General features: G+C 73.9%; 19 protein-coding genes and 2 tRNA genes. 5 read left to right on the top strand and 16 right to left on the bottom strand.

Annotated features, from left to right (window positions below; genetic code table 11):
• Positions 1 to 220: 220 nt before the first annotated feature.
• From ACFYUY_RS15895 to ACFYUY_RS15885, 3 genes are all read right to left on the bottom strand, one after another.
• Positions 221 to 1,198: a ribose-phosphate diphosphokinase gene (locus ACFYUY_RS15895; protein ID WP_360222372.1), complete on the bottom strand. Its 978-nt coding sequence runs from the start codon at positions 1,196 to 1,198 to the stop codon at positions 221 to 223.
• A 202-nt stretch (positions 1,199 to 1,400) separates the two neighbouring features.
• Positions 1,401 to 2,879: a bifunctional UDP-N-acetylglucosamine diphosphorylase/glucosamine-1-phosphate N-acetyltransferase GlmU gene (glmU, locus tag ACFYUY_RS15890; protein WP_360222369.1), complete on the bottom strand. Its 1,479-nt coding sequence runs from the start codon at positions 2,877 to 2,879 to the stop codon at positions 1,401 to 1,403.
• Between the two features lie 143 nt (positions 2,880 to 3,022).
• A tRNA-Gln gene (locus tag ACFYUY_RS15885) sits at positions 3,023 to 3,093 on the bottom strand.
• A gap of 257 nt (positions 3,094 to 3,350) precedes the next feature.
• Between ACFYUY_RS15885 and ACFYUY_RS15880 the strand changes: the two genes are divergently transcribed.
• Both ACFYUY_RS15880 and ACFYUY_RS15875 read left to right on the top strand, forming a co-directional pair.
• Positions 3,351 to 4,361, top strand: a complete 1,011-nt coding sequence (locus ACFYUY_RS15880; RefSeq protein ID WP_360222366.1) for a fatty acid desaturase — start codon at positions 3,351 to 3,353, stop codon at positions 4,359 to 4,361.
• A 173-nt stretch (positions 4,362 to 4,534) separates the two neighbouring features.
• A complete protein-coding gene (locus ACFYUY_RS15875) occupies positions 4,535 to 5,137 on the top strand; it encodes a TetR/AcrR family transcriptional regulator (RefSeq protein ID WP_280678407.1) in 603 nt (200 codons plus the stop codon).
• Positions 5,138 to 5,235: 98 nt separating this feature from the next.
• Here the strand turns inward: ACFYUY_RS15875 and ACFYUY_RS15870 are convergent, their stop codons facing one another.
• A complete protein-coding gene (locus ACFYUY_RS15870; protein ID WP_360222363.1) occupies positions 5,236 to 6,027 on the bottom strand; it encodes a methyltransferase domain-containing protein in 792 nt (263 codons plus the stop codon).
• 111 nt (positions 6,028 to 6,138) lie between these two features.
• On the opposite strand from ACFYUY_RS15870, the gene ACFYUY_RS15865 reads away from it, so the two are divergent.
• Entirely contained in the window at positions 6,139 to 6,636 is a 498-nt protein-coding gene (locus ACFYUY_RS15865; protein WP_360222360.1) for a MarR family transcriptional regulator, read from the top strand.
• A gap of 97 nt (positions 6,637 to 6,733) precedes the next feature.
• Here the strand turns inward: ACFYUY_RS15865 and ACFYUY_RS15860 are convergent, their stop codons facing one another.
• From ACFYUY_RS15860 to ACFYUY_RS15840, 5 genes are all read right to left on the bottom strand, one after another.
• Positions 6,734 to 7,699 (bottom strand): LuxR C-terminal-related transcriptional regulator, encoded by a 966-nt coding sequence (locus ACFYUY_RS15860; protein ID WP_387901001.1) that lies wholly within the window; start codon positions 7,697 to 7,699, stop codon positions 6,734 to 6,736.
• 323 nt (positions 7,700 to 8,022) lie between these two features.
• The gene (galE, locus tag ACFYUY_RS15855; protein WP_360222354.1) at positions 8,023 to 8,985 is read right to left on the bottom strand and encodes a UDP-glucose 4-epimerase GalE; all 963 of its coding nucleotides are present in this window, start codon (positions 8,983 to 8,985) and stop codon (positions 8,023 to 8,025) included.
• A 258-nt stretch (positions 8,986 to 9,243) separates the two neighbouring features.
• Positions 9,244 to 9,912, bottom strand: coding sequence for a LuxR C-terminal-related transcriptional regulator (locus ACFYUY_RS15850; protein WP_387900998.1), 669 nt, complete (start codon positions 9,910 to 9,912; stop codon positions 9,244 to 9,246).
• Positions 9,913 to 10,081: 169 nt separating this feature from the next.
• Positions 10,082 to 10,157, bottom strand: a tRNA-Thr gene (locus ACFYUY_RS15845).
• A gap of 308 nt (positions 10,158 to 10,465) precedes the next feature.
• Positions 10,466 to 10,936: a winged helix-turn-helix transcriptional regulator gene (locus tag ACFYUY_RS15840; protein ID WP_387900996.1), complete on the bottom strand. Its 471-nt coding sequence runs from the start codon at positions 10,934 to 10,936 to the stop codon at positions 10,466 to 10,468.
• Between the two features lie 200 nt (positions 10,937 to 11,136).
• Here ACFYUY_RS15840 and ACFYUY_RS15835 point away from each other — a divergent pair, with 200 nt between their 5' ends.
• Positions 11,137 to 11,733, top strand: a complete 597-nt coding sequence (locus ACFYUY_RS15835) for a flavodoxin family protein (protein ID WP_360222346.1) — start codon at positions 11,137 to 11,139, stop codon at positions 11,731 to 11,733.
• Positions 11,734 to 11,880: 147 nt separating this feature from the next.
• Here the strand turns inward: ACFYUY_RS15835 and ACFYUY_RS15830 are convergent, their stop codons facing one another.
• The 4 genes from ACFYUY_RS15830 to ACFYUY_RS15815 form a co-directional block, all read right to left on the bottom strand.
• Positions 11,881 to 13,215: an MFS transporter gene (locus tag ACFYUY_RS15830; RefSeq protein WP_387900993.1), complete on the bottom strand. Its 1,335-nt coding sequence runs from the start codon at positions 13,213 to 13,215 to the stop codon at positions 11,881 to 11,883.
• A gap of 177 nt (positions 13,216 to 13,392) precedes the next feature.
• Positions 13,393 to 14,556: a S8 family serine peptidase gene (locus tag ACFYUY_RS15825; protein WP_387900990.1), complete on the bottom strand. Its 1,164-nt coding sequence runs from the start codon at positions 14,554 to 14,556 to the stop codon at positions 13,393 to 13,395.
• A gap of 244 nt (positions 14,557 to 14,800) precedes the next feature.
• On the bottom strand, positions 14,801 to 16,507 hold the full coding sequence (locus ACFYUY_RS15820) for a WXG100 family type VII secretion target (RefSeq protein WP_387900989.1): 1,707 nt from the start codon (positions 16,505 to 16,507) through the stop codon (positions 14,801 to 14,803).
• A 43-nt stretch (positions 16,508 to 16,550) separates the two neighbouring features.
• Complete coding sequence (locus ACFYUY_RS15815) at positions 16,551 to 17,027, bottom strand: hypothetical protein (protein WP_387900987.1); 477 nt, start codon at positions 17,025 to 17,027, stop codon at positions 16,551 to 16,553.
• 408 nt (positions 17,028 to 17,435) lie between these two features.
• Here ACFYUY_RS15815 and ACFYUY_RS15810 point away from each other — a divergent pair, with 408 nt between their 5' ends.
• Complete coding sequence (locus ACFYUY_RS15810) at positions 17,436 to 19,355, top strand: FUSC family protein (RefSeq protein ID WP_387900984.1); 1,920 nt, start codon at positions 17,436 to 17,438, stop codon at positions 19,353 to 19,355.
• Between the two features lie 46 nt (positions 19,356 to 19,401).
• Here the strand turns inward: ACFYUY_RS15810 and ACFYUY_RS15805 are convergent, their stop codons facing one another.
• From ACFYUY_RS15805 to rsmA, 3 genes are all read right to left on the bottom strand, one after another.
• Positions 19,402 to 21,219, bottom strand: a complete 1,818-nt coding sequence (locus ACFYUY_RS15805) for an ABC-F family ATP-binding cassette domain-containing protein (RefSeq protein WP_360213615.1) — start codon at positions 21,217 to 21,219, stop codon at positions 19,402 to 19,404.
• 267 nt (positions 21,220 to 21,486) lie between these two features.
• Positions 21,487 to 22,404 (bottom strand): 4-(cytidine 5'-diphospho)-2-C-methyl-D-erythritol kinase, encoded by a 918-nt coding sequence (locus ACFYUY_RS15800; protein WP_360213613.1) that lies wholly within the window; start codon positions 22,402 to 22,404, stop codon positions 21,487 to 21,489.
• Entirely contained in the window at positions 22,401 to 23,282 is an 882-nt protein-coding gene (gene rsmA, locus ACFYUY_RS15795; protein ID WP_360213611.1) for a 16S rRNA (adenine(1518)-N(6)/adenine(1519)-N(6))-dimethyltransferase RsmA, read from the bottom strand. Before rsmA ends, ACFYUY_RS15800 begins: the two co-directional genes overlap by 4 nt.
• Positions 23,283 to 23,351 lie beyond the last annotated feature (69 nt).

Genomic DNA, 23,351 nt, shown 5'->3' with positions numbered 1-23,351 from the left:
GGTCACTCGGCGGTTACGGCCTCTGCCGGCGGATCGGGATCCGGCCGGCAGCGCGTCGATCACGGAGCGGGCACCCGGCAAGCAGGCGCACGGCATCCCTCGCCGAGCAGTTTCACGAGTCTAACCGCTCCTGCCGCCTCCCGTGAAATCGGCGGCGGCCCCGGTCCGATCCGGACCGGGGCCGCCGCCGCGGGGCGTCGTCGGTGCACGCCCCCGAAGGTCAGTGCACGCCCTCGAAGAGGCTGGTGACCGAGCCCTCCTCGAACACCTCGCGGATCGCGGCCGCGATCGACGGGGCGATGGAGAGCGTGGTGATCTTGTCCAGCTGCAGCTGCGCCGGGGTGGGCAGCGTGTTGGTGAAGACGAACTCGCTGACCCGAGAGTTCTTCAGCCGGTCCGCGGCCGGGCCGGAGAGCACGCCGTGGGTGGCCGCCACCAGGACGTCGGCCGCGCCGTTCTCGAAGAGCGCGTCGGCCGCGGCGCAGATCGTGCCGGCGGTGTCGATCATGTCGTCGACCAGGACGCAGACCCGGTCCTTGACGTCACCGACGACCTCGGCCGACAGGATGGTGTTGGCCTGGGTCATGTCGCGGCGCTTGTGGATGATCGCCAGCGGCGCGTCCAGCCGGTCGCACCACTGGTCGGCGACCTTCACCCGGCCGGCGTCCGGCGAGACGATGGTGAGCTTGTCGCGGTCGACCCGCTCGCCCACGTAGTCCGCCAGCATCGGCAGCGCGAACAGGTGGTCCACCGGGCCGTCGAAGAAGCCCTGGATCTGCGCGGTGTGCAGGTCCACGGCCATCAGGCGGTCGGCGCCGGCCTGGCGCAGCAGGTCGGCGACCAGGCGCGCCGAGATCGGCTCGCGGCCCAGGTGCTTCTTGTCCTGGCGGGCGTACCCGTAGAACGGCAGGATCGCGGTGATGCTCCGGGCGGAGGCCCGCTTCAGAGCATCGATCATGATCAGCTGTTCCATGATCCACTGGTTGATGGGAGCCGTGTGGCTCTGCATCACGAAGCAGTCCGCGCCGCGCGCCGACTCCAGGAAGCGGACGTAGATCTCGCCGTTCGCGAAGTCCAGGGCCTTGGTCGGGACCAGTTCGGTCTCCAGCGCCGCGGCCACCTCCCTCGCCAGCTCCGGGTGGGCACGGCCGGAGAAGAGCTTGAGCTTCTTCTCACCCGACGTCGTGATCCCGCTCACTGCACCGTCTCCTCGCGTTGCGGACGCTGAATCCCGTGACCCCGTGCGGGCAGGCGCAGCCCGCTCGCAGATGGGGTCGGGGAATTGTCGGTACGCCTGGACACGGGCGGTAAGCCCAGTGGCGCACGTATGTCCCCAAGGTTACGCGCCCACGCAGAAACCGTCCGCCCCGGGACCGCCCCTCGGACTCCCGGCGGCCCGGTCAGGCCTCCGCGGACCCGTCCGCCCCGGCCTCGGCGTCCCCGCCGTTCGCGGCGTGCGCCGCCTGGGCGGACGCCGTCCCGGGGCGCCGGCGCTCGACCCAGCCCTCGACGTTGCGCTGCTGCGCCCGGCTCACGCCGAGCGCACCCGCCGGGACGTCGTTGATGATGACGGAGCCGGCCGCGGTGTACGCGCCGTCGCCGATGGTCACCGGGGCGATGAACATGTTGTCCGAGCCGGTGCGGCAGTGGGCGCCGATCACCGTGCGGTGCTTGTTCACGCCGTCGTAGTTCACGGTCACCGAGGCCGCGCCGACGTTGGTGCCCTCGCCGATGGTGGCGTCGCCGATGTAGGAGAGGTGCGGCACCTTGGCGCCCTCGCCCAGCTCGGAGTTCTTCACCTCGACGTAGGTGCCGACCTTCGCCTTGCGGGCCAGCTTCGCCCCCGGCCGCAGGTAGGCGTACGGGCCGGCGGTGGCCAGCTCGCCCACCTCGGCGCGGTCGGCCGTGGTGTTGCTCACACGGGCGCCGGCACCGACCAGGGTGTCCCGGAGGGTGGAGTTCGGGCCCACCTCGCAGCCCTCGCCCAGGTGGGTGGCGCCCTGCAGCTGGGTGTTGGGCAGCACCACCGCGTCCGGCTCGTAGGTCACCTGCACGTCGAACCAGGTGGTCGCCGGGTCCAGCACGGTGACGCCGGCGCGCATCGCGCGCTCCAGCAGGCGGTCGTTCAGCAGCCGGCGGGCCTGCGCGAGCTGGACCCGGTCGTTGATGCCCAGGATGTCGCGGTGGTCCTCCGCGACCACGGCGCCGACCCGGTGCCCGGCCTTGCGCAGGATCTCCAGGGTGTCGGTGAGGTACTCCTCGCCCTGGGAGTTGTCCGTGGTCAGCTCCGCCAGCGCCTCGGCCAGCAGCTTGGCGTCGAAGGCGAAGACGCCGGAGTTGATCTCGGCGATGCTCCGCTGGGTGGTGGTGGCGTCCCGCTCCTCGACGATCGAGGCGACCGAGCCGTCCTCGTCCCGCAGGATCCGCCCGTAGCCGAAGGGCTCCGGCACGACGGCCGTCAGCACGGTGACGCCGTTCTGCTGGTCGCCGTGCGCCTTCGCCAGCCGGCGCAGCGTCTCCCCGGTCAGCAGCGGCGAGTCGCCGGCCGTGATGATGACGGTGCCGTCCAGCACCACGCCGTCGGCGGCCAGCGCCTCCAGCGCCGTCCGCACCGCATGCCCGGTGCCGTTCTGCTCGTGCTGCACGGCGGTGCGCACGCCCCCGTAGTGCGCCGCCAGGTGCTCCTCGACCTGCTCCCGCTGGTGCCCGACGACCACGACCAGCTGCCCGGGCGTCAGTTCTCCGGCCGCCGAGACCGCGTGACCCACCAACGAGCGGCCGCACACCTCGTGCAGCACCTTGGGCAGCTTGTTCGACTTCATCCGGGTCCCGCCACCGGCGGCGAGCACGACAACGGCGGCAAGCGAATTGGCACCCATGCGGGGAGGCTCCTCAGTCGGTTCACAGAGAGGGCAGAGCAGCCCGGCCCGGACCCAGGCCGGTCGCCATTCGCACAGTCCGCCGAGCAGCACCGACAATACCGGCGGGTGGGGGGAACACCCGAACCAGAGGCGTGCAGAGGCTCCGCCGCTAGGATTCGAACCCAGACAAAGGCCTCCAAAGGGCCCTGTGCTGCCATTACACCACGGCGGATGGCTGTTCAGACCCTACCCGAGTCGCCCCGGCCGTGGGTATCAACTGCCCCGATCCGCAAGCCCGGATCCGGCCCCTCCGGCAGGGCCGCTCGAACGCCCCGGGCGTGACGGTTCATCCATCCAGTCGGGTGAATTCACTCAAGCGCCGTGCGGCGGTGCGTTCCCTTCGCCGCGGCGCGCAACCTACGATGCCGTAGGTTACGCGAACGTAGGATCCGCTCCTCTCCCGTTCAGGGACGCCGCAAAGGGACGCCCATGACCATCCAGGCCGGCGAGGCGCGCGCGGGGGCCGCCGCGCTTCCCCCCCACTCCGCCGATTCGCCCGACGCCGCCGACACCTCCGGAGCCTCCGCCACCCGACTGTCCGCCACCCGCGGCGGGGAGAAGCAGGGCTTCGCCGAGCGCCTGGCGCTCGGCCTGTTCATCGCCCTGCCGTTCGCCGCACTGCTGGCCGCCGTCCCGGTGGCCTGGGGCCGGGGCCTGGGGTGGACCGACGCGGCGATCACCGTCGTCATGTACTTCCTCACCTGCCACGGCATCACCGTGGGTTACCACCGCTACTTCACCCACGGCGCCTTCAAGGCCAACCGCGCGGTGCGGCTCGCCCTCGCCGTCGCCGGCAGCCTGGCGGTCGAGGGCCCGCTGGTGCGCTGGGTGGCCGACCACCGCAAGCACCACCGGTACAGCGACAAGGACGGCGACCCGCACTCGCCGTGGCGCTACGGCGAGAGCGTCCCGGCCCTGCTCAAGGGCCTCTGGTGGGCGCACATGGGCTGGATGTTCGACGAGGAGCAGACCCCGCAGCTCAAGTACGCGCCGGACCTCGTCCGCGACCCGGCCATAAGGCGGATCTCCCGGCTGTTCTGGCTCTGGACCACGATCTCGCTGCTGCTGCCCGCGCTGGTCGGCGGCCTGGTGACGCTCTCCTGGTCGGGTGCGCTGTCCGCCTTCTTCTGGGGGTCGCTGGTCCGGGTGGCGCTGCTGCACCACGTCACCTGGTCGATCAACTCGATCTGCCACGCCGTCGGGCGGCGCCCGTTCCGCTCGCGGGACCGCTCGGGCAACGTCTGGTGGCTGGCCGTGCTCTCCTGCGGCGAGTCCTGGCACAACCTGCACCACGCGGACCCGACCTCGGCCCGGCACGGCGTCCTGCGTGGGCAGATCGACTCCTCGGCCCGGCTGATCCGGTGGTTCGAGCTGGCCGGCTGGGTCCGCGACGTCCGCTGGCCGGACGCGCAGCGGATCGCCGCCCGCCGCGCCGCATGAGGCCACGCTTCCAGCATGATGTAGGGGTGAACGGGAGCAGCGCAGACAGCACAGGCGGCCACCAGAGCACGCGGACGGACGCGGCGCCGGCCCGTCCGCGGCCCGCTGCACCGGCGGGCGAGGGCGCCCAGGGGGGCGCGCCCGCCCCGCGCCGCCGCGGCGCGCGCGTCCGGATGACCGGGAAGCAGCGCCGGGAACAGCTGCTGGAGATCGGCCGGACGGTGTTCGCGGAGCGCGGCTACGACGGCACCTCGGTGGAGGAGATCGCCGAGCGGGCCGGGGTGTCGAAGCCGGTGGTCTACGAGCACTTCGGCGGCAAGGAGGGGCTGTACGCGGTGGTGGTCGACCGCGAGATGCAGCTGCTGCTCGACATGGTGACCGGGGCGCTGACCGGCGGGCACTCCCGCGAGCTGCTGGAACAGGCCGCCTTCGCGCTGATGGACTACATCGACACCTCGACGGACGGCTTCCGGATCCTGGTCCGGGACTCCCCGGTCGCCCAGTCCACCGGCACCTTCGCCTCGCTGATCAGCGACATCGCGACCCAGGTGGAGGACATCCTCGGCCTGGAGTTCAAGTCCCGCGGCTTCGACGCCCGGCTGGCCCCGATGTACTCGCAGATGCTGGTCGGCATGGTGGCGCTGACCGGGCAGTGGTGGCTGGAGGTCCGCAAGCCGGACAAGGCGCAGGTGGCGGCCCACCTGGTGAACCTGGCCTGGCACGGGCTGGAGGGGCTGGAGCGGCACCCCAAGCTGGTCGGCGACCGCAAGGGCTGAGCCCGGAAGGACCGGGGCCGGAAGGGCCGAGCCCTTCGCCGCCCGGCCGTCGGCGCCGGCGTCCCGGTGCTCGGCGCCGCCCCCTCAGCGCCGCCCCCTCAGCGCCGCACCCCGACCGCGAAGATCCGCCGGAACGGGAAGACGGTGCCGTGCGGTCCGGCCGGATAGGCCTCGCGCAGCAGCGCCCCGTACTCGGCCAGGAAGGCGGCCCGGCGGGCCGGGTCGGTGAGCACGGAGAGCACGGGGCGCAGGGCGCTGCCCTTGACCCAGTCGAGGACGGGGTCCGGTCCGGGCAGCAGGGTCAGGTAGGTGGTCTCCCAGACGTCCGGGAGGCAGTCGGCGGCGGCGAGGGCGTCCAGGTACCGCCCGGGCGGGTGGACCCCGGCCCGGACGGCCCCGTCGCCGAGGGCGTCCTGCCAGCGGGGGCTGCGGCGGAGCTCGGCGAGCAGCGTGTGACTGGGGGCGTCGAAGTTGCCGGGGACCTGCAGCGCGACGGCGCCGCCGGGGCACAGGGCGGCGGCCCAGCGGCCGACCAGCCCGAGGTGTCCGTCGATCCACTGCAGGGTGGCGTTGGAGACGATCAGGTCGGGTGCGGCCGGGGCCGGGTCGTAGTGGCGGGCGTCGGCGAGCAGGTAGTCGGCGGTGGGTTCACCGTCGGCGCGGGCGGCGGCCAGCATCTCGGCGGAGCTGTCCAGGCCGGTGAGCCGGGCGTGCGGCCAGCGTTCGCGCAGGACGGCGGTGGAGTTGCCGGGTCCGCAGCCGATGTCCAGGACGACAGGGTCGTCATGGTTCGGGAGGGCGGGGACGCGGGCGAGCAGGTCGCGCAGCGGGCGGGTGCGTTCGTCGGCGAAGCGCAGGTACTGCGCCGGGTCCCAGACGGGGGTGGTCATGGTTCACCTCGCAGGTATCTCGACATCAAGATATCTCGGAGCCAGTGTGTCGGCACATTTCTCGATGTCAAGAGACTTCACATCGACACATCCACCGATACACTGATCGTCATGGAGGACGAGGTCGACAGGCTGGTCGCAGCGTGGCGCCGGGAGCGCCCCGACCTCGACGTGGAGCCGCTGGAGGTGCTCAGCCGGGTCAGCCGGCTCGCCCGCCACCTCGACCGCGCCCGCCGCACCGCCTTCGCCGAGCACGGGCTGGAGCCCTGGGAGTTCGACGTCCTGACCGCCCTGCGGCGCGCCGGATCCCCCTACCAGCTCTCCCCCGGCCAACTGCTCACCCAGACCCTGGTCACCTCCGGCACCATGACCAACCGGATCGACCGCCTCACCGGCAAGGGCCTGGTCAAGCGCCTGCCCGACCCGGACGACCGGCGCGGCGTCCTGGTCCGCCTCACCGACGACGGCCGCGACCGCGCCGACCAGGCGCTCGCCGGACTCCTCGCGCACGAGCGCGAACTCCTCGCCCAGCTCACCTCCGGCCAGCAGGGCGAACTCGCGGCCCTACTGCGGCAGCTGGTCGCACCGTTCGACAACATCCCGGGCTAGCCCGACCCCCGGGGCCGCCCCCACGCCCCCTGCGCTGATGCCGGTCGCCCGTCGCCGTTCGCCCGTCGTCCGTCACCCGTCACCCGTCGCCCGGGCCTCAGGGCCGGTCCACCGAGGACGCCACCGACGGCGGCGCGGGCGCAGCCGGCTCCGCGGGGCTCACCCCCGCCCGGCGGGCCACCGCCACCGCGGCCAGCGTGGAGTGCACCCCGAGCTTGCCCAGTACGTTCTGCATGTGGGTCCGGACGGTGTGCGGCGACAGGTAGAGCCGCTCGGCGACGGCCTGCCGGCCCAGACCGGCGACCATGCAGCGCAGGATCTGCTTCTCCCGCGGGGTGAGGGTGTCCACCAGCCGCTCGCTCTCGGTGCGGTCGCGCCGGGCGGTGGTCAGCTCCCGGATCACCCCGGTCAGCAGCGCGGGCGGCAGGTGGGTCTCGTCCCGCAGCACCCCACGTACCACCGCGAGCAGCCGGGCCAGCGAACTCTCCTTGGCCACCCAGCCGGTGGCGCCCGCGTGCAGGGCCCGGGCGGCCCGGTGCGGGTCGTCCGCGACGGCGAGCACCACGGCGCGCAGGCCGGGGTGCGCGCGGCGCAGCCGGGCCAGCAGGGTGATGCCGTCGGGCGGCGGGGCGGCGGACCGGAGCTGGTCCCCGCGGTGGGCGTCGAGCGCACGCACCTCCGCCCCGCGCAGGTCCGTTCCCCGCAGGTCCGTTCCCCGCGGATCCCGGCCGCGGGCGTCCGGGCGCAGCAGGTCCACCGGCGGCGTGGCCGGGCGGCGTGACGGCGGGACGACCGGGGCCGGCCGGCGCCGGGCCGCCTCGGCCGGGTCCGGTCCGGGGCGCCGTCGGACACCGGACGCCGCCCCGTCGCTGCCCAGGTCGGCGTCGATCAGCACCACCTCGAAGGCCCGCCCCTCGGCGGCGGCGCGCTCCAGCGCCCGCTCGGCGGCCGCCGCACTGCCGGCGGCCCCCACCTCCACGTCGGGCTCGGCGGCGAGCGCCGCGGCCAGTGCCTCGGCGAAGATCCGGTGGTCGTCGACCACCAGGACGCGGATCCGCCCCATCGTCCCTACCCCCCTGCTCAGACCGGCCGAGCCCGGGGGCGGGGACCGGTCCGGCGCCCGCGCTCCGGGTCCTCGCTCCGCCCGCCCACCGGTGACCGGTGCAGCCGAAAAGGGCGCCGGCCCCCACCGGTACCGCATTCAGCGTACGGGCCGGGAATCCCCCTCGTGGCGGTTCGGTGAAGTTTCGTCAGGAGGTGCGTGCGCGGCGCGCAGCGCACCGCACACGCCGGGGGCGCGGCCGCAGGAGGCCGCGACGTCCCCGGACGCACCGCGGCGCCGCCCCCGGAACGTCCGGGAACGGCGCCGCGCGGCCGGGCTCCGGCCTACTGGCCGTTCTTCGCCAGGGTGAACGTCCAGGCGTCCGAGACGATGTCGTCCAGGTTCGGGCGCCGCGGCGTCCAGCCCAGGGCCTCGTGGGCGCGGGCGGCCGAGGCCACCAGCACCGCCGGGTCGCCGGCCCGGCGGGCGGCCACCTGCACCGGGATCTCGCGGCCGGTGACGCGCTTGACCGACTCGATCACCTCGCGCACCGAGAAGCCGCTGCCGTTGCCCAGGTTGCAGATCAGGTGCTCGCCCGGCTTGGCGGCGTCCAGCGCGAGCAGGTGCGCGTCGGCCAGGTCCGCGACGTGGATGTAGTCGCGGATGCAGGTGCCGTCCGGGGTCGGGTAGTCGTCGCCGTACACCGCGATGTGCGGGCGCTGACCGAGCGCCGCCTGGAAGACCAGCGGGATCAGGTGCGACTCGGGGTCGTGCCGCTCGCCGTAGGCGCCGTACGCGCCGGCCACGTTGAAGTAGCGCAGCGAGACGGCGGCCAGGCCGTGCGCGACGGCCTCGCTGGTGATCATGTGGTCCATGGCGAGCTTGGTGGCGCCGTAGGTGTTGGTCGGCGAGGTCCGGGCGGTCTCGGCGATCGGCACGACCTCCGGCTCGCCGTAGACGGCGGCGGTGGAGGAGAACACCAGCTTGCGCACACCCGCCTCGCGCATCGCGGTGACCAGCTCCAGCGAACCGGCGACGTTGTTGCGCCAGTACTTCTCCGGGTCCACGACCGACTCGCCCACCTGCGAGGAGGCGGCGAAGTGCAGCACCCCGTCGAAGGAGCCGTCCAGCACCTTGCCGGCGTCCTGGATCCGACCCTCGACGAACTCGGCACCGGCCGGGACGCCCTCGCGGAAACCGGTGGAGAGGTCGTCCAGGACGGTCACCTGGTGCCCCGCCTCCAGCAGGTGGGCGGCCACCACGCTGCCGACGTATCCGGCGCCACCCGTGACCAGGTACTTACTCATGATGAGACCTCCAGCGGGCGATGGCCCCGCGCGATCGGCGGCGGCCATCGATGACGTGCGTACGACTGGGGCTATTCTCCCTGCCCGCCGGGGGTGCTCCGGACCACGCGGGCCGGCCCGCTCCCGACGGCCCGCCGGCCGCTCCCCCGCCGATGCCGACACGGCCCCGGTGCCGCGCCTGCGCCGCCCCCGCACCGCCCCCGGAGCCGGCCTCTCGTCGACCCTGTGCGACCCGGTCCGGCCGCCACGGCCGTCGGCTCAGCCCGCCGCCATCCGCTCCAGCAGCCCGGTGCGGGCCGCCACCGCGGCCGCCTCCAGCCTGGTCCGCGCACCGAGCTTCATCAGCACCCGCTGGACGTGCGTCCGGGCGGTGCTCGCGGCGATCCGCATCCCGGCGGCGATCGCCGCGGTGTCCTCGCCGTCCGCGATCCGCGCCAGCACCTGCACCTCACGGCGGGTCAGCAGGCGCAGCAGCCGCACCGCCTCGTCGTCCGGTTCGGCGGCCGGCCGCAGCAGTTGGTCGAAGGCCCCGCGCAGCACGTCCACGGCCACCGCGGCCTCGCCCGCCCGGGCCCGGCCGATCGCCCGCTCGACCACCTCGATGCGCTCGTCACTGGGCACGTAGCCCGCCGCCCCGGCCGCGAACGCGCCCGCCACGCCGCGCAGTTCACCCACCGGCCCGAGCACGATCACGGCCACCTCCGGGCGCTCCCGGCGGATCCGCCGCAGCCCGTCGAAGGCACCCGGCTCGCCGGGCGAGGCCACGCCCAGCAGGCACACCTCCGGCCGCCGCCCGGCCACCAGATCGGCAGCGACACCGGCCGGGCAGCCGACCGCGAGCACCCGGTGCCCGCGCAACGAGAGTGCCGTCGCCAGCGCCTCGGCCAGCAGCCGGTGGTCGTCGACCACCACGAGTCGAACGCCCATGACGCCCTCCCGGTCAGGGACCGGCTCGCGCCCGCACCCCTCCGGCGGGCGGCCGATGACGCACCATCACAGCGCATTCCGTACCCGACCCGCTAGGCCACGGCGCGTCGCGGGTGCGGCGGGCCCGGGGAACGCGAAAGACCCCCGCCGTCAGGCGAGGGTCTTTCAGTGGAGCCCCCATGCGGAATCGAACCGCAGACCTTCTCCTTACCATGGAGACGCTCTACCGACTGAGCTATAGGGGCTTGCCGGGTTTTCACCGGGCCGGTCGAACAAGGAAGACATTACACGGCTGGCGACCGGAAAGGGAAATCGGCCCTGCGCGGCCGTCCGGGACAACGCCACCCGCCCCGCGGACGCCCCACGGACGCTCCACGGACCGCCGCGAACCACCGCTCCGGGTGGGCGTGGAGGCCTCCCCGGACGCTCGCGGCCGGGCCTCGGTGCGCGCACCGACGCCGGACGCCGGACGCCGAATGCCGAGCGCCGAGCGCCGGACGCCGCCGACGGGACGGACCGGGATCGGGATCGGGATCGGGATCGGGCGGCGGGGTCAGGAGTCGGCGTGCCCGAGGTCGAACTCCTCGCGGGCCTCGAGCATCCGCCCGGTGCGCCGCTCCGTCCACCGGCCGATCGGGGCCAGCAGCTCGGCGAGCTCGCGGCCGAGCGGCAGCAGGTCGTAGACCACCCGCGGCGGCGTCTCCGGGAAGACCGTGCGGCGCACCAGGCCACTGCGCTCCAGGGTGCGCAGCGACTGGGTGAGCATCTTGCGGCTGACCCCGCCGATCCCGCGCTGGAGCTCCGAGAAGCGCTGCGGCCCGCAGGCGGAGAGGCTCATCAGGATCAGCATCGACCACTTGTCGGCCAGCTCCGCGAACATCCCTCGGCTGGGACAGAGCTGGGCGAAGACGTCGAGCTCCTGCCCCTGCGGCTGCGCCCGCTCCTCCTCCGGCCCTCGCCCGTCGCCCCGCGCCTGGCCCTGCTCCGCGCTGGCCGCTGCCCGGACCGCTTCCTCCGTCGTCATGTGGTCCAGGGTAGCGCCGCGGTCTCCAATCCACCCTTGGTAACCAATGGAGACTTGGTCTATATTGGAGACCGAAAGACGGACCGGGCCACGGGGCGCACACCCGCCCCCGGCCCGTACCCGGTCACGCCCTCCCGCGGCGCCGGGCCCGCCCGCACCCGTTCCGTCCCCCCGTTCCGCCTTCCCACAGGAGTGCCCGCATGACCGCCATCCGCCCGACCGTCGCCCTCGCCTACCACTCCGGCTACGGCCACACCGCCGTCATCGCCGAAGCCGTCGCCCGCGGCGCGGCCGCCGGCGGCGCCGAGGTCGTCACGATCGCCGTCGACACCATCACCGACGAGCAGTGGGCCCAGCTCGACGCCGCGGACGCGATCGTCTTCGGATCCCCCACCTACATGGGCACCGCCTCCGGCGCGTTCCACGTCTTCGCCGAGGCCAGCAGCAAGCGCTGGTTCTCCGACGCCTGGCGGGACAAGGTCTCCGCGGGCTTCACCAACTCGGCCTCCAAGAGCGGCGACAAGGCCGGCACCCTGTTCTTCTTCCAGACCCTCGCCGCCCAGCACGGCATGAACTGGGTCAACCTGGGCCTCAAGCCCGGCTGGAACGCCACCACCGCCAGCGAGAACGACCTCAACCGCCTCGGCTTCTTCAACGGCGCCGCCGCCTCGACCCCCTCCGACGCCGGCCCGGAGGCCGTGCACAAGGCCGACATCGCCACCGCCGAGCACCTCGGTGAGCGCGTCGCCAAGCACACCGCCGTCGTCCTCGCCGGTCGCGCCGCCCTGGCCGCCTGACCTGCCGCGTGGAACGACGACCTCCGCGTGGGGTGACCTCCGCCTCGGGGTGATCTCCGCGTGGGGCGACCTCCCTCGGGGGGCGACCTCCCTCGGGGGCGACCTCTCTCGGGGCCGGCCGACCGGCCGACCGCCCCGCCGTACGGCCTACGCCGCCGGGTCCGTCCCCAGGACGGGCACCCGGCGGCGTCCGCCGTCCACCGCCCCGAGTTCCACACCACCCGTCTCCGGCAGCAGCCGCAGACACCCCAGCGCCACCGCGGCCAGCCCCGCCAGGTACCAGCCGACCGGCTGCGCCGTCCCGTACGCCTCGGTCAGCCTCGTCGCCACCAGCGGCGTCGTCGCACCGCCCACCACGCCGCCCAGGTTGTACGTCAGCGCCGCGCCCGTGTACCGCACCCGCGTCGGGAACAGCTCCGGCAGGAACGCCGCGACCGGCCCCATCAGACACCCCAGCACCACCAGCGCCCCCGCCAGCGCCACGAACATCAGCGGCCGGCGAACCGTCTCCACCAGCGGGAACAGCAGCAGCGACCACCCCGCCGCCAGGGCCGTCGCCCAGCACAGCGTCCGCCGCTGGCCCCACCCGTCACTGCGCGAGGCGCTCACCCACACCGTCGCACCCATCCCCACCGCGCCCACCAGCAACATCGACAGCACCACCGTGCTCGCCACCCCCAACCCGGTCGCCGCGTACGCCAGGGCGTACGTCGTCGTCAGGTAGAACAGCGCGTAGCCCACCGTGATCGCCCCCGCCCCCAGCACCACCGTGCGCCAGTGACCGCGCACCACCTCCGCCACCGGCGCCCGCTCCCGCGGCTCGTCCGCCCGGAACAGCGGCGTCTCCTCCAGCCGCAACCGCACGAACAGCCCCACCGCCACCAGCCCCAGCGACGCCAGGAACGGCAGCCGCCAGCCCCACGCTCGGAACGCCCGCTCGTCCAGGGCCAGTTGGAGCGCCAGGAACACCCCGTTCGCCAACACGAACCCGACCGTCGGCCCCAACTGCAGGAACGCCCCGAACCGCCCCCGCCGCCCCGCCGGCGCGTTCTCCGCGATCAGCAGCGCCGCCCCGCCCCACTCCCCGCCCAGCCCCACGCCCTGGCACACCCGCAACAGCACCAGCGCCACCGGCGCCCACCAGCCCCACGACCCGAAACCCGGCAACAGGCCCACCAGCGCCGTCGACAACCCCATCAGCAGCAGCGACACCACCAACGTCGCCCGCCGGCCCACCCGGTCCCCGAAGTGCCCGAACACCACCGCCCCCAGCGGTCGTGCCAGGAAGGCCACCGCGTACACCGAGAACGCCGCCAACAGCGCCCCCACCCCGCCCAGTCCTGGAAAGAACACCGGCCCGAAGACGAGCGCCGCGGCCGTTCCGTAAAGGAAGAAGTCGTAGAACTCGATCGCCGTCCCGATCAGCGCCGCAGCCGCCGCCCGCCGCAACTGCCCTGCCCGCCCGCCGTCCTCCGCATCCATACCACCACCCTCACCAGCCACCACCCCCACCCACCAGCCCCCACCCGAGTGACCACGGCGCACACCCCGGCACCGCACGCCACCCCGGCTCACACCACGCCCGCCCCCGCGGAAACACCACCGCCCGGCCGCCGCACCACCCCCGACGACCGGACGGACCACCCCACCCCTCAGGCCCTACCGGCCCCCGTCCGACCCGGCGGCCGCCCTACGCCGCCGCACCACGACGAACACCACACCGGCCACCAGCACCAGCCCGGCCACCACGGCGGCCACGACCGGCAGCGTGCTTCCGGAGCCACCCGACGCGTCCACGGCCTTCGGCTCCGACGTGGGCACCGGAGTGGGCGCCGCCGCAGGCGCGTTGCCCGCGCTCGGGGCGGCAGCCGAAGCGGACGCCCCCGGGGCCGTGGCGGACGGAGTCACCGAGGGAGTCGGTGCGGCCGACGGCGCGGCGGTCGCAGCCGGGACCGGGGACACGTCCGCCGGACCCGGGTCCCCGGGGTCCGTCAGCGCGATCCGCGGACGCACCGTGCCGTAACCGACGTCGACACTGTGCACCGACCCGTCAGTCGGCTTGCCCGCCGTATTGATCAGCACCCGCAGAACCTGATTCGCCGTCCAGTCCTTGTGCACCGACCAGACCAGAGCCGCCGACGCGGAGACCAGGGCGGCCGCATCCGATGTCCCGTGGCTCTTGCAGTAGCCGGTGTCAGCCACGCAAGCAGCGAACATGTCCATTCCGGGCGCGGAAAGGATGACCTGCGGCCCCTGTTCCGACTCCGCCGTCGCGGCGGCATCATGGTCGACGGCGCCCACGCCGACAACGTTGGGCAATCCTCCCGGGTAGGAAACCGGGTTTCCGGACTGCGCCTCGTTCCCAACGCTGGCAACCACCAGCGCGCCCTTGGCCCGAGCGGCCGCGAGGATACCGTTCAGCCGGTCCACGTCGGCGGGTGACGTCCTCGCTGCGGCCATCCCCTGAGAAATGCTGATGACCTTCGCGCCTTGATCGACCGCGAAGCTCACGGCCTTCCCGATCTCATCGAGGAATTCGGTCGAGGTGGCCGCTCCGACCGAACCGTTGTTGATTTTGAGCGGGAGGATCTTGGCGCCCGGCGCCAAACCGTAGGCTCCGGTTCCCCCAACACTGTTTCCGGTACCCGCGATCAGGCTGGCCATCTCGGTGCCATGCCCGTCGGCGTATGAGCCCACTCCACCAGGACTACCGCTGAAGTCCCTACCAGGCAGAAACTGCCCCACCAGGTCCGGATGGTCCAGCTTGAATCCACCGTCGATCACCGCGACAGTGACGCCCTGTCCCTTGGAAACCTTCCACATCTCCGGAGCGTGCATGGCGTCCAGGTGCCACTGCCGCTCTCGGATAGAACCGTCTGCCGTCGCTGGCGCTGCTACCGGACCAAGCACAACTCCCGCTGCCAGAAACGTTGCAGCAATAACCCGCCAACGCACTCGCGCGTTCGTCCGCCCCATCACAACTCCTCGTCGTCTCCGTAGGGCGAGAACCCCGGGACAGGACTGCCCGGCCACGGGGAGATCCCCGTGGCCGGGCAGTCAAGACGTCCTACTCAACCACGTTCGGGTTGCTCTGCGGCGTACCGCTGGTCCAGGTCTCCTCGTCCTCGAGGAGGTAGTCGGCCCGCTTGCGGCGGTCGCGCCCGCTCTTGCCCGCATGGCCGGACGAGCCCGGCGCCATCATGCCGTTCTGGCCGGCCCGGGCCTCGCCCTCGGCGGCCCCTGCTGCGGCCGCCCGACGCAGGCCCGTACCACCCGGCGTGAACTCGCCTCCGGGGGTCGGCCCCTTGCGGCCGCCGACCGTCCCGCCACCGGTCGAGGTGAGACCCCGGCCGCGCGAACCGCCAGCCGCTCCGCCACCACCGCCGTGACCGCCCATGCCCGGGTGCATGCCACCCATCCCGCCCGTGCCGCCGGCCGTCCCGCCCCGGCCCGCCTGGGCCTCACGGGCGCCGAAGACCGTCCCACTGGGCAGACCAGGGGTGCCGGACTTCCCCGGCACTGTGCCACCGCCGAAGGGCACGGTGCGCCCCGGGACCGAACCGCCGCTCGTGCCGGGGATCGAACCCCCGCCACGGCCGGGGATCGAACCCCCGCTCCTGCCCGGAATCGAGCCGCCCCCGCTTCCGACGGGGAACCCGGGGACCGGACCGCCCCCGGGGAAGCTGGGGTATCCGGCCGTTCCGCCGCCCGGTCCACCCGGGTACCCCGTGGTGCCCCGCAGGACGTCCGGAGGCAGGCTGCCACCTCCGACCGGGCTCACCGGACCGGTCTGACCCGGCAGGGTGGGAGCCGGCGGCAGACTGTCCAGACCGGTGCCCGTCCGGTCGATCGGGCCCGACGGCACCGTGGGCGGCGTCGTGGAACCCGGGTCGTGCGCGGGAGGCGGCACGTGCCCGCCACCGGACGGCGGGATCGGATCGACGTGTCCCGGTGTCCCCGACCCTCCCGAACCCGAGCCCGAACCCGGCGGGTGGGGGGCCACCGTGCCTCCGCCGTAGTCGCCACCGGTCGGGCTGGAGCTGCTGCGGACAGTGCCGCCACCACCGGATCGACGACTGGTCGTGACGGAGCCGCCATAGCCCGAGCCGCTCCCGTCATCACGGGAAACGGCCGAGGAGCTGTTCTGGTTGGTGGCCTCCGGCGTCCCCGGCAGCACCACGTCCTTGAGCCCGGTCAGCGTCTGGGTCGCCGCGTCGTACGCCTGGCCCAGCTTCTCCATCTGGTGGATGGCTTCCTGGTGCGCCAGGTAGACGCGCTGGGCGGCGGCCTGGGCGTCGGCCTCGCTCACCCAGTTCTTGTTGACGCTCTTCATGGCCGCGTCGACGGTCGCGGTGGTGGGGTCCGGGCTCCTGAGGGCGGCGATGTTGAGCGCCGCCTGGGTCGGACTCCCCTGTCCCGTCCGTGCGCTGACCGTCTTGACGTCGTGGTCCGGCACGCCCGGCACCGCCGCCTTGGCGGTGCTGAGCGCCTCGCCCGCCTGGTGCATGGCGTCACCGGCGGACTTGGAGTAGTCGCTGAGCAGCCCGGCGGACTGCTGCAGGTTGCCGACCCAGGTCTTGAAGTTCTCGGCGGCCGGGCCTTCCCAGTGGATGTTCTCGGCGTGCGACTTGAGCGCGCTGCTGAGGTCCCGCAGGACGCGGGCGGCCGACTGCAGCATCGTGCCGCGGCTCAGCACCTTGGAGGGGTCGGTGCTGTCGACCATCTTCCTGAGCTGCGCGTGGTCGATGAGTTCGAAATTCGTTCCGCCTGCCACTACCTTCTCCCCGTTTCCCCGTGAACGCCGTGGACGACCGCCATCAGAAGTTGCCGCTGGCCCTGTTCGGCGCCGGCCCGTTCGGGCCGGCCGCCGGCGTGGCGACGCCCGCGTTCTTCGCGACAGCCTTCTGGGCGGCCGTGGTGTCGTCCTCGTTGGTCGCGTAGTTGCCCGCCGTCTGCGACACCGCGGTCTTCATGGCGTCGATCTGCGACACGAAGTCCTTGTGCAGCTTGACGAGCTGGGTGTGCACCTTGTCGTAGGCGGACGTCAGGGCGGTCGCCTCGGCGAACTCCGAGCTCGCGAAGTTGCCGCCGGTCAGCGTCTGTTCCTGGAGCTTGTAGGGCGCCGCCGCCGAGCCGTCCATGGCCTGGAGCAGCGCCTCCACCTTGTTCGCGAACGTGACGAGCGTGTCCAGTTCGACCTTGACGTCCTGCTTGCCGAACGCGGACACCAGGTCGCCGGCACTGCTGTACGTCTGCCCGGAGCTCACCGTGGGGCCGACCCACACGTTGCTCAACGTGTACGGATCGACCGTCGTGGCCGGATCCGGCTTGGTTCCCGGTCCCGGTGGAACCTCTCCTGCCATGGCAGTTCACCTCTTCCCCCGTACGGACGCCGGTCCGGGTAACTCCCGGGCCGCCGTGCCGCAACACGCCGTCAACTTCTCGGTCGTACAGTCCTGGTCGGATCCCGTCCGCCCTGGGGACGGATTCCGCCTCCGCAATCGTAGCCACCGCCCCTGTCGGCCCGGCAGGGCCCTTGGTGGGCGCGTGCGCGATCGGTACGAACCTGACACGTGCGGCCCGGCGGCCGGGCGCGCGGGCCCCCGGATAGACTGGCGCTGCCCGGTTGGACCGGGTAACGCCCCATCTGCCGCGCAATGTCGCACAGCAGCGACCCCCGGCCGCAGAACGGACGTGACCGCATGCCCCTGCCCCCGGACGAGCCCTGGTGGGCCCGCGCCGCGCGACCGTCCCGCCCGCCGTTGCCGCTGGCCCTGATGGTGCGGGGCGCGATCGGCATGCTGCTGCCGCTGACCGTGGGTCTGCTGACGCACCGACTGGACCTCGGGGTGTTCGCCGCCCTGGGCGCGATGCACGCGACGATGAACGACCGGGTCGAGCCGGCCGGGCTTCGGCTGTCCCGGATCGCCTCCGCCGTGTCGGCGTCGGCGCTGGGCATGCTGGTCGGCACCGCCGTGCAGCACGCGGGTGTCCCGGCGGTGGGGCTGGGCGCGGCGCTGACGGTGACGGCGTTCGTCTCGGGTGCGCTGAGCGCGACCGGTCCGCGCGGTTCGGCCGCGGGGATGCTGCTGCTGGTGTCGGCGGCGCTGGGCAGCGGCATGCCGCTGCCGCACCCCTGGTGGGCGGCGGCGCCGATGATGCTGGCGGGGGCCGGGTTCGTGCTGGTGCTGGGGCTGCCGACGGGTGTGCCGCGCCGCCCGGCGGCCGATCCGCGCGTTCGGGCGCTGGCCGCCGTGTACGAGGCGCTGGGCCGTACGCTCGCCGATCTGGGGACGCCGCAGGGCGCGGGCTCGCGCCAGGTGCTGACGGCCCGCCTGAACCAGCTGCAGGACCTGCTCCCGCATGCCGGTGGAAGCCCGCATGCCGGCGGGAACCCGCGTACCGGCGGGAGCCCGCGCGCGGCCGGACTGCGCCGGACGTACGAGGCGGCGCTGGCCGCGACGGAGGCGGCGACGGGCCTGTTGTGGGCGTGGCGGCCGGTGCCGCCGGAGGTGGCCGCGGTGCCGGGGCTGCTGGCGGAGGCGGTCCGGCGGGGCGGCGGCGAGGTGGCCGTGCCGGACTGGCGGCCGGACACGCCGTCCCGGCAGGCCCTGGACGCGGCGCTGCGCGCGGCGGCCGGGGCGGTGGCGGGCCGGGACGCGGCGGTCGGCACGGCGCCGGCGCCGCCGGCCGACCCGTGGCGGCTGCGGGTGCGGCTGCTGTCGCGCGGTTCGGTGCGGTACGGGCTGCGGGTGGCGTTGTGCATCGCGGTGGGTTCGGCGGTGACGGCCAGCTATCCGCTGAGCAAGAGCTACTGGCTGCCGATGACGATCGCGTTCGTGTTGAAGCCGGATCTCGGGTCGGTGTTCCTGCGTGCGGTGAGCCGCGCCGTCGGCACCGTGCTGGGGGTGGTGGTGACGGCGGCCGTGGTGTCGCTGACCACGGACGCGTGGGCGCTGACGGTGATCGCGGCGGCGTGCGTGGCGCTGCTGCCGTACGCGACGGCGGCGCACTACGGCTTGAACACCGTCGCGATGACGCCGATGGCGCTGGTCCTGCTGCAGTTGGGCGGGCAGAGCAGTGCGGCGGAGTTCTGGCCGCGGGTGCTGGACACGGTGCTGGCCAGCGCGGTGGTGCTGCTCTTCGGCTGCCTGTTGTGGCCGGATCGGCCGCGGCACCGGATCGAGCCCCGCCTGGTGGACGCGGCGGCCGCGCTGCGGGCCTATCTGGACGCGGTGACGGGGGACGCCGGCCGGGCCGAGGTGTGGCTGCGTCGCCGGGCGTACCGGGCGCTGGCGGACGCCCGGCAGGAGGTGCGGCAGGGGCTGGTCGAGCCGCCGCCGACCGGGCGGCTGGCGGAACGGTGGCTGCCGGCGACGGCGGCGCTGGAGCGGCTGGGCGGGGCGGTGGCGGCGTTCGCGGCGCAGATCCGTTACGGCGGCCGGGTGCCGGATCCGGTGGAGGTGGCCCGGGTCCGCCGGGCACTGGACGAGCTGACCGCGGCCGCCCGGGCGCACCGCCCGCCGACGGGTGCGGCGCCCCGCCCGACGCGGCCGCACGACCCGGCGCGCAGTGCGCTGGGCCGTGCGGCGGACGAGCTGGAGGTCCTGCTGGGCGCCTGAGCCGGGCACCGGACGGGCCCCGGCCCGGGCACCCCAACCCGGAAGGTCAGACCTGCTCGGCCAGCTCCAGCCAGGTCATCTCCAGCTCCTCCTTCTCGTCCCGGACGGCGCGCAGCTGCCCGTCCAGTTCGGCCACCTTGGAGAAGTCGGCGGCGTGCTCGGCGAGTTGGGCGTGCAGCTTGGACTCCTTCTCGTCCAGCTTGGCGATCTGCCGCTCCAGCTTCTGCATCTCCTTCTTCGCGGCCCGCAGGTCGCCGCCGGAGAGGCCGGGCGCGGCGGCCTCGACGGGGGCGGGGACGGCGGCCGCAGCCGCGGCGGCCGCGGCCTCGGCCATCCGGGCGCGCCGCTCGAGGTACTCGTCGACGCCGTTGGGCAGCATCCGCATCCTCTTGTCGCCGAGCAGCGCGTGGGTGACGTCCGTGGTGCGCTCGATGAAGAAGCGGTCGTGGCTGATGACGATCATCGAGCCGGGCCAGCCGTCGAGGAGGTCCTCCAGCTGGTTGAGGGTCTCGATGTCGAGGTCGTTGGTCGGCTCGTCGAGGAACAGCACGTTGGGCTCGTCCATGAGCAGGCGCAGCAGCTGGAGCCGGCGCCGCTCACCGCCGGAGAGGTCGCCGACGGGCGTCCACTGCTTGTCCTTGCCGAAGCCGAACTGCTCGCAGAGCTGACCGGCACTCATCTCGCGGCCCTTGCCGAGGTCGACGCGCGAGCGGACCTGCTCGACGGCCTGGAGCACCCGGGTGGCCGGGTCCAGTTCGACGACCTCCTGCGAGAGGTAGGCGAGCCGGACGGTCTTGCCGACCTTGATCACGCCGGAGTCGGGCTGGACGTCGCCCTCGGAGGCGTAGGCGTCGCGCAGGGCGCGCAGCAGCGAGGTCTTGCCGGCGCCGTTGACACCGAGCAGGCCGATCCGGTCGCCGGGGCCGAGCTGCCAGGTGAGGTTCTCCAGCAGCAGCTTGGGGCCGGCCTTCACCGTGACGCCCTCGAGCTCGAAGACGGTGCGGCCCAGCCGGGCGTTGGCGAACTTCATCAGCTCGGACTTGTCGCGCGGCTCGGGGACGTCGGCGATCAGGGCGTTGGCGGCCTCGATGCGGTAGCGCGGCTTGGAGGTGCGGGCGGGGGCGCCGCGGCGCAGCCAGGCGAGCTCCTTGCGGGCGAGGTTCTGGCGCTTCTGCTCCTCGACGGCCTCGATGCGGGAGCGCTCGGCGCGGGCGAAAACGTAGTCGGAGTAGCCGCCCTCGTACTCGTGGACGGTGCCGTGCTGGACGTCCCACATGCGGGTGCAGACCTGGTCGAGGAACCAGCGGTCGTGGGTGACGCAGACGAGCCCGGAGCGGCGCTTCTGGAGGTGCTGGGCGAGCCAGTTGATGCCCTCGACGTCGAGGTGGTTGGTGGGCTCGTCGAGGACGATCAGGTCGGGCGAGCCGAGGAGCAGCTTGGCGAGGGCGATCCGGCGGCGCTCGCCGCCGGAGAGCGGGCCGATGACGGTGTCCAGGCCGTCGGCGAAGCCGGGCAGGTCGAGGCCGCCGAAGAGGCCCTCGATGATGTCGCGGATGCGGGCGTCGCCGAGCCACTCGTGGTCGGCCCGGTCGGCGATGACCTCGTGCCGGATGGTGGCCTTCGGGTCGAGCGAGTCGTGCTGCGTGAGGACGGCCAGCTGGAGTCCGCCGGAGTGGGTGATGCGGCCGCTGTCGGGCTCCTCCAGCTTGGCGAGCATCCGGATCAGGGTGGTCTTGCCGTCCCCGTTGCGTCCGACGACGCCGATCCGGTCTCCCTCGCTGACGCCGAGGCTGACCCCGTCGAGAAGGGCCCGGGTGCCGTAGACCTTCGTGACGGACTCGATGGTGGCGAGGTTGACGGCCACGTGTGCTGCGCTCCTGGGTTCGGCGGGGTCGGGGCGGTCCGCCGTTCGTGGCCGGGTGCCCCTGTCGGGGACGCCCCGATCTCCCCAGCCTAATGGGCGCGCCCGCGGGTCCACGTCGGGCTGCTCCCGGGGGCGGTCCCGGACCCGGCACGAACCCGCCCCGGCCCCACCCGGACCCGGCACGAACCCCGCCTACAGCCCCGGCCCTACCCGGACCCGCCGACAGCCCCGGCCCCCGGCCCCCACCGGTCCACCGGTCCGCCGCCCCTACGCCACCGGCGCCGCGCCCGGCACCGGCCCGTACGTGGCGTGGGCGGTGCGGCAGGTGCCGGAGGCCCGCAGCGCCTCCGCGACGGCGGCGGCCGCGTCGGCGTCCTTGACGAGGAACGCGCAGGTCGGCCCGGAGCCGGAGACGAGGGCGCCGATGGCCCCGGCCTCGGTGCCGGCCTTCAGGGTGTCGGCGAGCCCGGGCCGCAGCGAGACGGCGGCGGGCTGGAGGTCGTTGGCGAGCGCGGCGGCCAGGGCGACGGCGTCGCCGCCGGCGAGGGCGGCGAGCAGGGCCGGGTCGGCCTCGGGCACCGGGACGTCGGTGTCGCTGGAGCCGGTCCCGGCCTCCTCGCGGAGCCGGTCGCACTCGCGGAAGACGGCGGGCGTCGACAGGCCGCCGTCGGCGACCGCGAAGACCCAGTGGAAGGTGCCGTCGACGGCGAGCGGCTGCAGGATCTCGCCGCGGCCGCGACCCAGCGCGACGCCGCCGAGCAGGGCGAACGGCACGTCGGAGCCGAGTTCGGCGGCGAGCTCCAGGAGCGTGTCGAGCGGGGTGTCGAGCTGCCAGAGCGCGTCGCAGGCGACCAGTGCGGCGGCGCCGTCGGCGCTGCCCCCGGCCATGCCGCCGGCGACCGGGATGGCCTTGGCGATGTGCAGGTGCACGCCGGGGTCGGCGATGCCGTGGTGGGCGGCGAGCAGCCGGGCGGCGCGGGCGGCGAGGTTGCTGTCGTCGAGCGGGACGGCGTGCGCGTCGGGCCCGGAGCAGGTCAGCGTGACGCCGTCCCCCGGGGTGGCGGTGACCTCGTCGCCGAGGGCGACCGCGAAGAAGACGTTGGCCAGCTCGTGGAAGCCGTCGGTGCGCAGTCCGCCCACCCCGAGCTGGACGTTGACCTTGGCCGGGACGCGTACGGTGATCACTCGGTGTCCGCCTTCGGCTTGTGTTCGGCGATGGCGGCGAACTGCTCGACCGTCAGCATCTCGCCGCGCAGCTTGGGGTCGATCCCGGCGGCCGTGAGGGCCTGCTCTGCCCCGGCGGCGGAGCCGGCCCAGCCGGACAGCGCGGCGCGCAGGGTCTTGCGCCGCTGGGCGAACGCGGCGTCGACGACGGCGAACACCTCCCGGCGGCTGGCGGTGGTCCTCGGCGGCTCCCGGCGGATGAGCGAGACGAGCCCGGAGTCGACGTTGGGGGCGGGCCAGAACACGTTGCGCCCGATGGCGCCGGCCCGCTTCACGTCGGCGTACCAGTTGGCCTTGACCGACGGGACGCCGTACACCTTGTTGCCGGGCTTGGCGGCGAGCCGGTCGGCGACCTCGCTCTGCACCATGACCAGCGTGCGCTCGATGCTGGGGAAGGTCGCCAGCATGTGCAGCAGGACGGGCACGGCCACGTTGTACGGCAGGTTGGCGACCAGCGCGGTGGGCGCCGGTCCGGGGAGCTCGGTGACCTCCATGGCGTCGCTGAACACCAGGTCGAAGGCGTCGGCCTTGCCGGGCATCCGGGCGGCGACGGTGTCGGGGAGGTGCCGGGCGAGCACCGGGTCGATCTCGACCGCGGTCACGTGCCGGGCGACCTCCAGCAGCGCCAGGGTCAGCGAGCCGAGTCCGGGCCCGACCTCGACGACCGCGTCCTCCTCGGTCACCCCGCCGGCCCGGACGATCCGCCGCACGGTGTTGCCGTCGATGACGAAGTTCTGCCCGCGCTGCTTGGTCGGCTTGACGCCGAAGGCGGCGGCCAGCTCGCGGATGTCGGCGGCGCCCAGCAGGTGGCTGTCAGGGGTGGGGTCGGTGGTGCTCACGCGCCAAGGATACGGGCGCGGGGCGGGCCGCCCGGACGCGCCGGACGGACCCGGCGGCCGGGCGGCCGG

It is taken from the genome of Kitasatospora sp. NPDC004745, from assembly GCF_042873275.1.
GTDB lineage: Bacteria > Actinomycetota > Actinomycetes > Streptomycetales > Streptomycetaceae > Kitasatospora.
The sequence above is the reverse complement of the archived record's forward strand: the minus strand, read 5'-3'. Positions and strand labels throughout refer to the sequence as shown.

Excerpts from the sequence above, each read along its gene's own strand:
- ACFYUY_RS15850 (WP_387900998.1), bottom strand. The coding sequence starts at position 9,912 with ATGGGCGTTCGACTCGTGGTGGTCGACGACCACCGGCTGCTGGCCGAG.
- ACFYUY_RS15810 (WP_387900984.1), top strand. The coding sequence starts at position 17,436 with ATGCCCCTGCCCCCGGACGAGCCCTGGTGGGCCCGCGCCGCGCGACCG.
- ACFYUY_RS15840 (WP_387900996.1), bottom strand. The coding sequence starts at position 10,936 with ATGACGACGGAGGAAGCGGTCCGGGCAGCGGCCAGCGCGGAGCAGGGC.
- ACFYUY_RS15880 (WP_360222366.1), top strand. The coding sequence starts at position 3,351 with ATGACCATCCAGGCCGGCGAGGCGCGCGCGGGGGCCGCCGCGCTTCCC.
- galE (WP_360222354.1), bottom strand. The coding sequence starts at position 8,985 with ATGAGTAAGTACCTGGTCACGGGTGGCGCCGGATACGTCGGCAGCGTG.
- ACFYUY_RS15825 (WP_387900990.1), bottom strand. The coding sequence starts at position 14,556 with ATGTGGAAGGTTTCCAAGGGACAGGGCGTCACTGTCGCGGTGATCGAC.
- ACFYUY_RS15875 (WP_280678407.1), top strand. The coding sequence starts at position 4,535 with ATGACCGGGAAGCAGCGCCGGGAACAGCTGCTGGAGATCGGCCGGACG.
- ACFYUY_RS15830 (WP_387900993.1), bottom strand. The coding sequence starts at position 13,215 with ATGGATGCGGAGGACGGCGGGCGGGCAGGGCAGTTGCGGCGGGCGGCG.
- ACFYUY_RS15860 (WP_387901001.1), bottom strand. The coding sequence starts at position 7,699 with ATGGGGCGGATCCGCGTCCTGGTGGTCGACGACCACCGGATCTTCGCC.
- glmU (WP_360222369.1), bottom strand. The coding sequence starts at position 2,879 with ATGGGTGCCAATTCGCTTGCCGCCGTTGTCGTGCTCGCCGCCGGTGGC.
- ACFYUY_RS15835 (WP_360222346.1), top strand. The coding sequence starts at position 11,137 with ATGACCGCCATCCGCCCGACCGTCGCCCTCGCCTACCACTCCGGCTAC.
- ACFYUY_RS15870 (WP_360222363.1), bottom strand. The coding sequence starts at position 6,027 with ATGACCACCCCCGTCTGGGACCCGGCGCAGTACCTGCGCTTCGCCGAC.
- ACFYUY_RS15865 (WP_360222360.1), top strand. The coding sequence starts at position 6,139 with ATGGAGGACGAGGTCGACAGGCTGGTCGCAGCGTGGCGCCGGGAGCGC.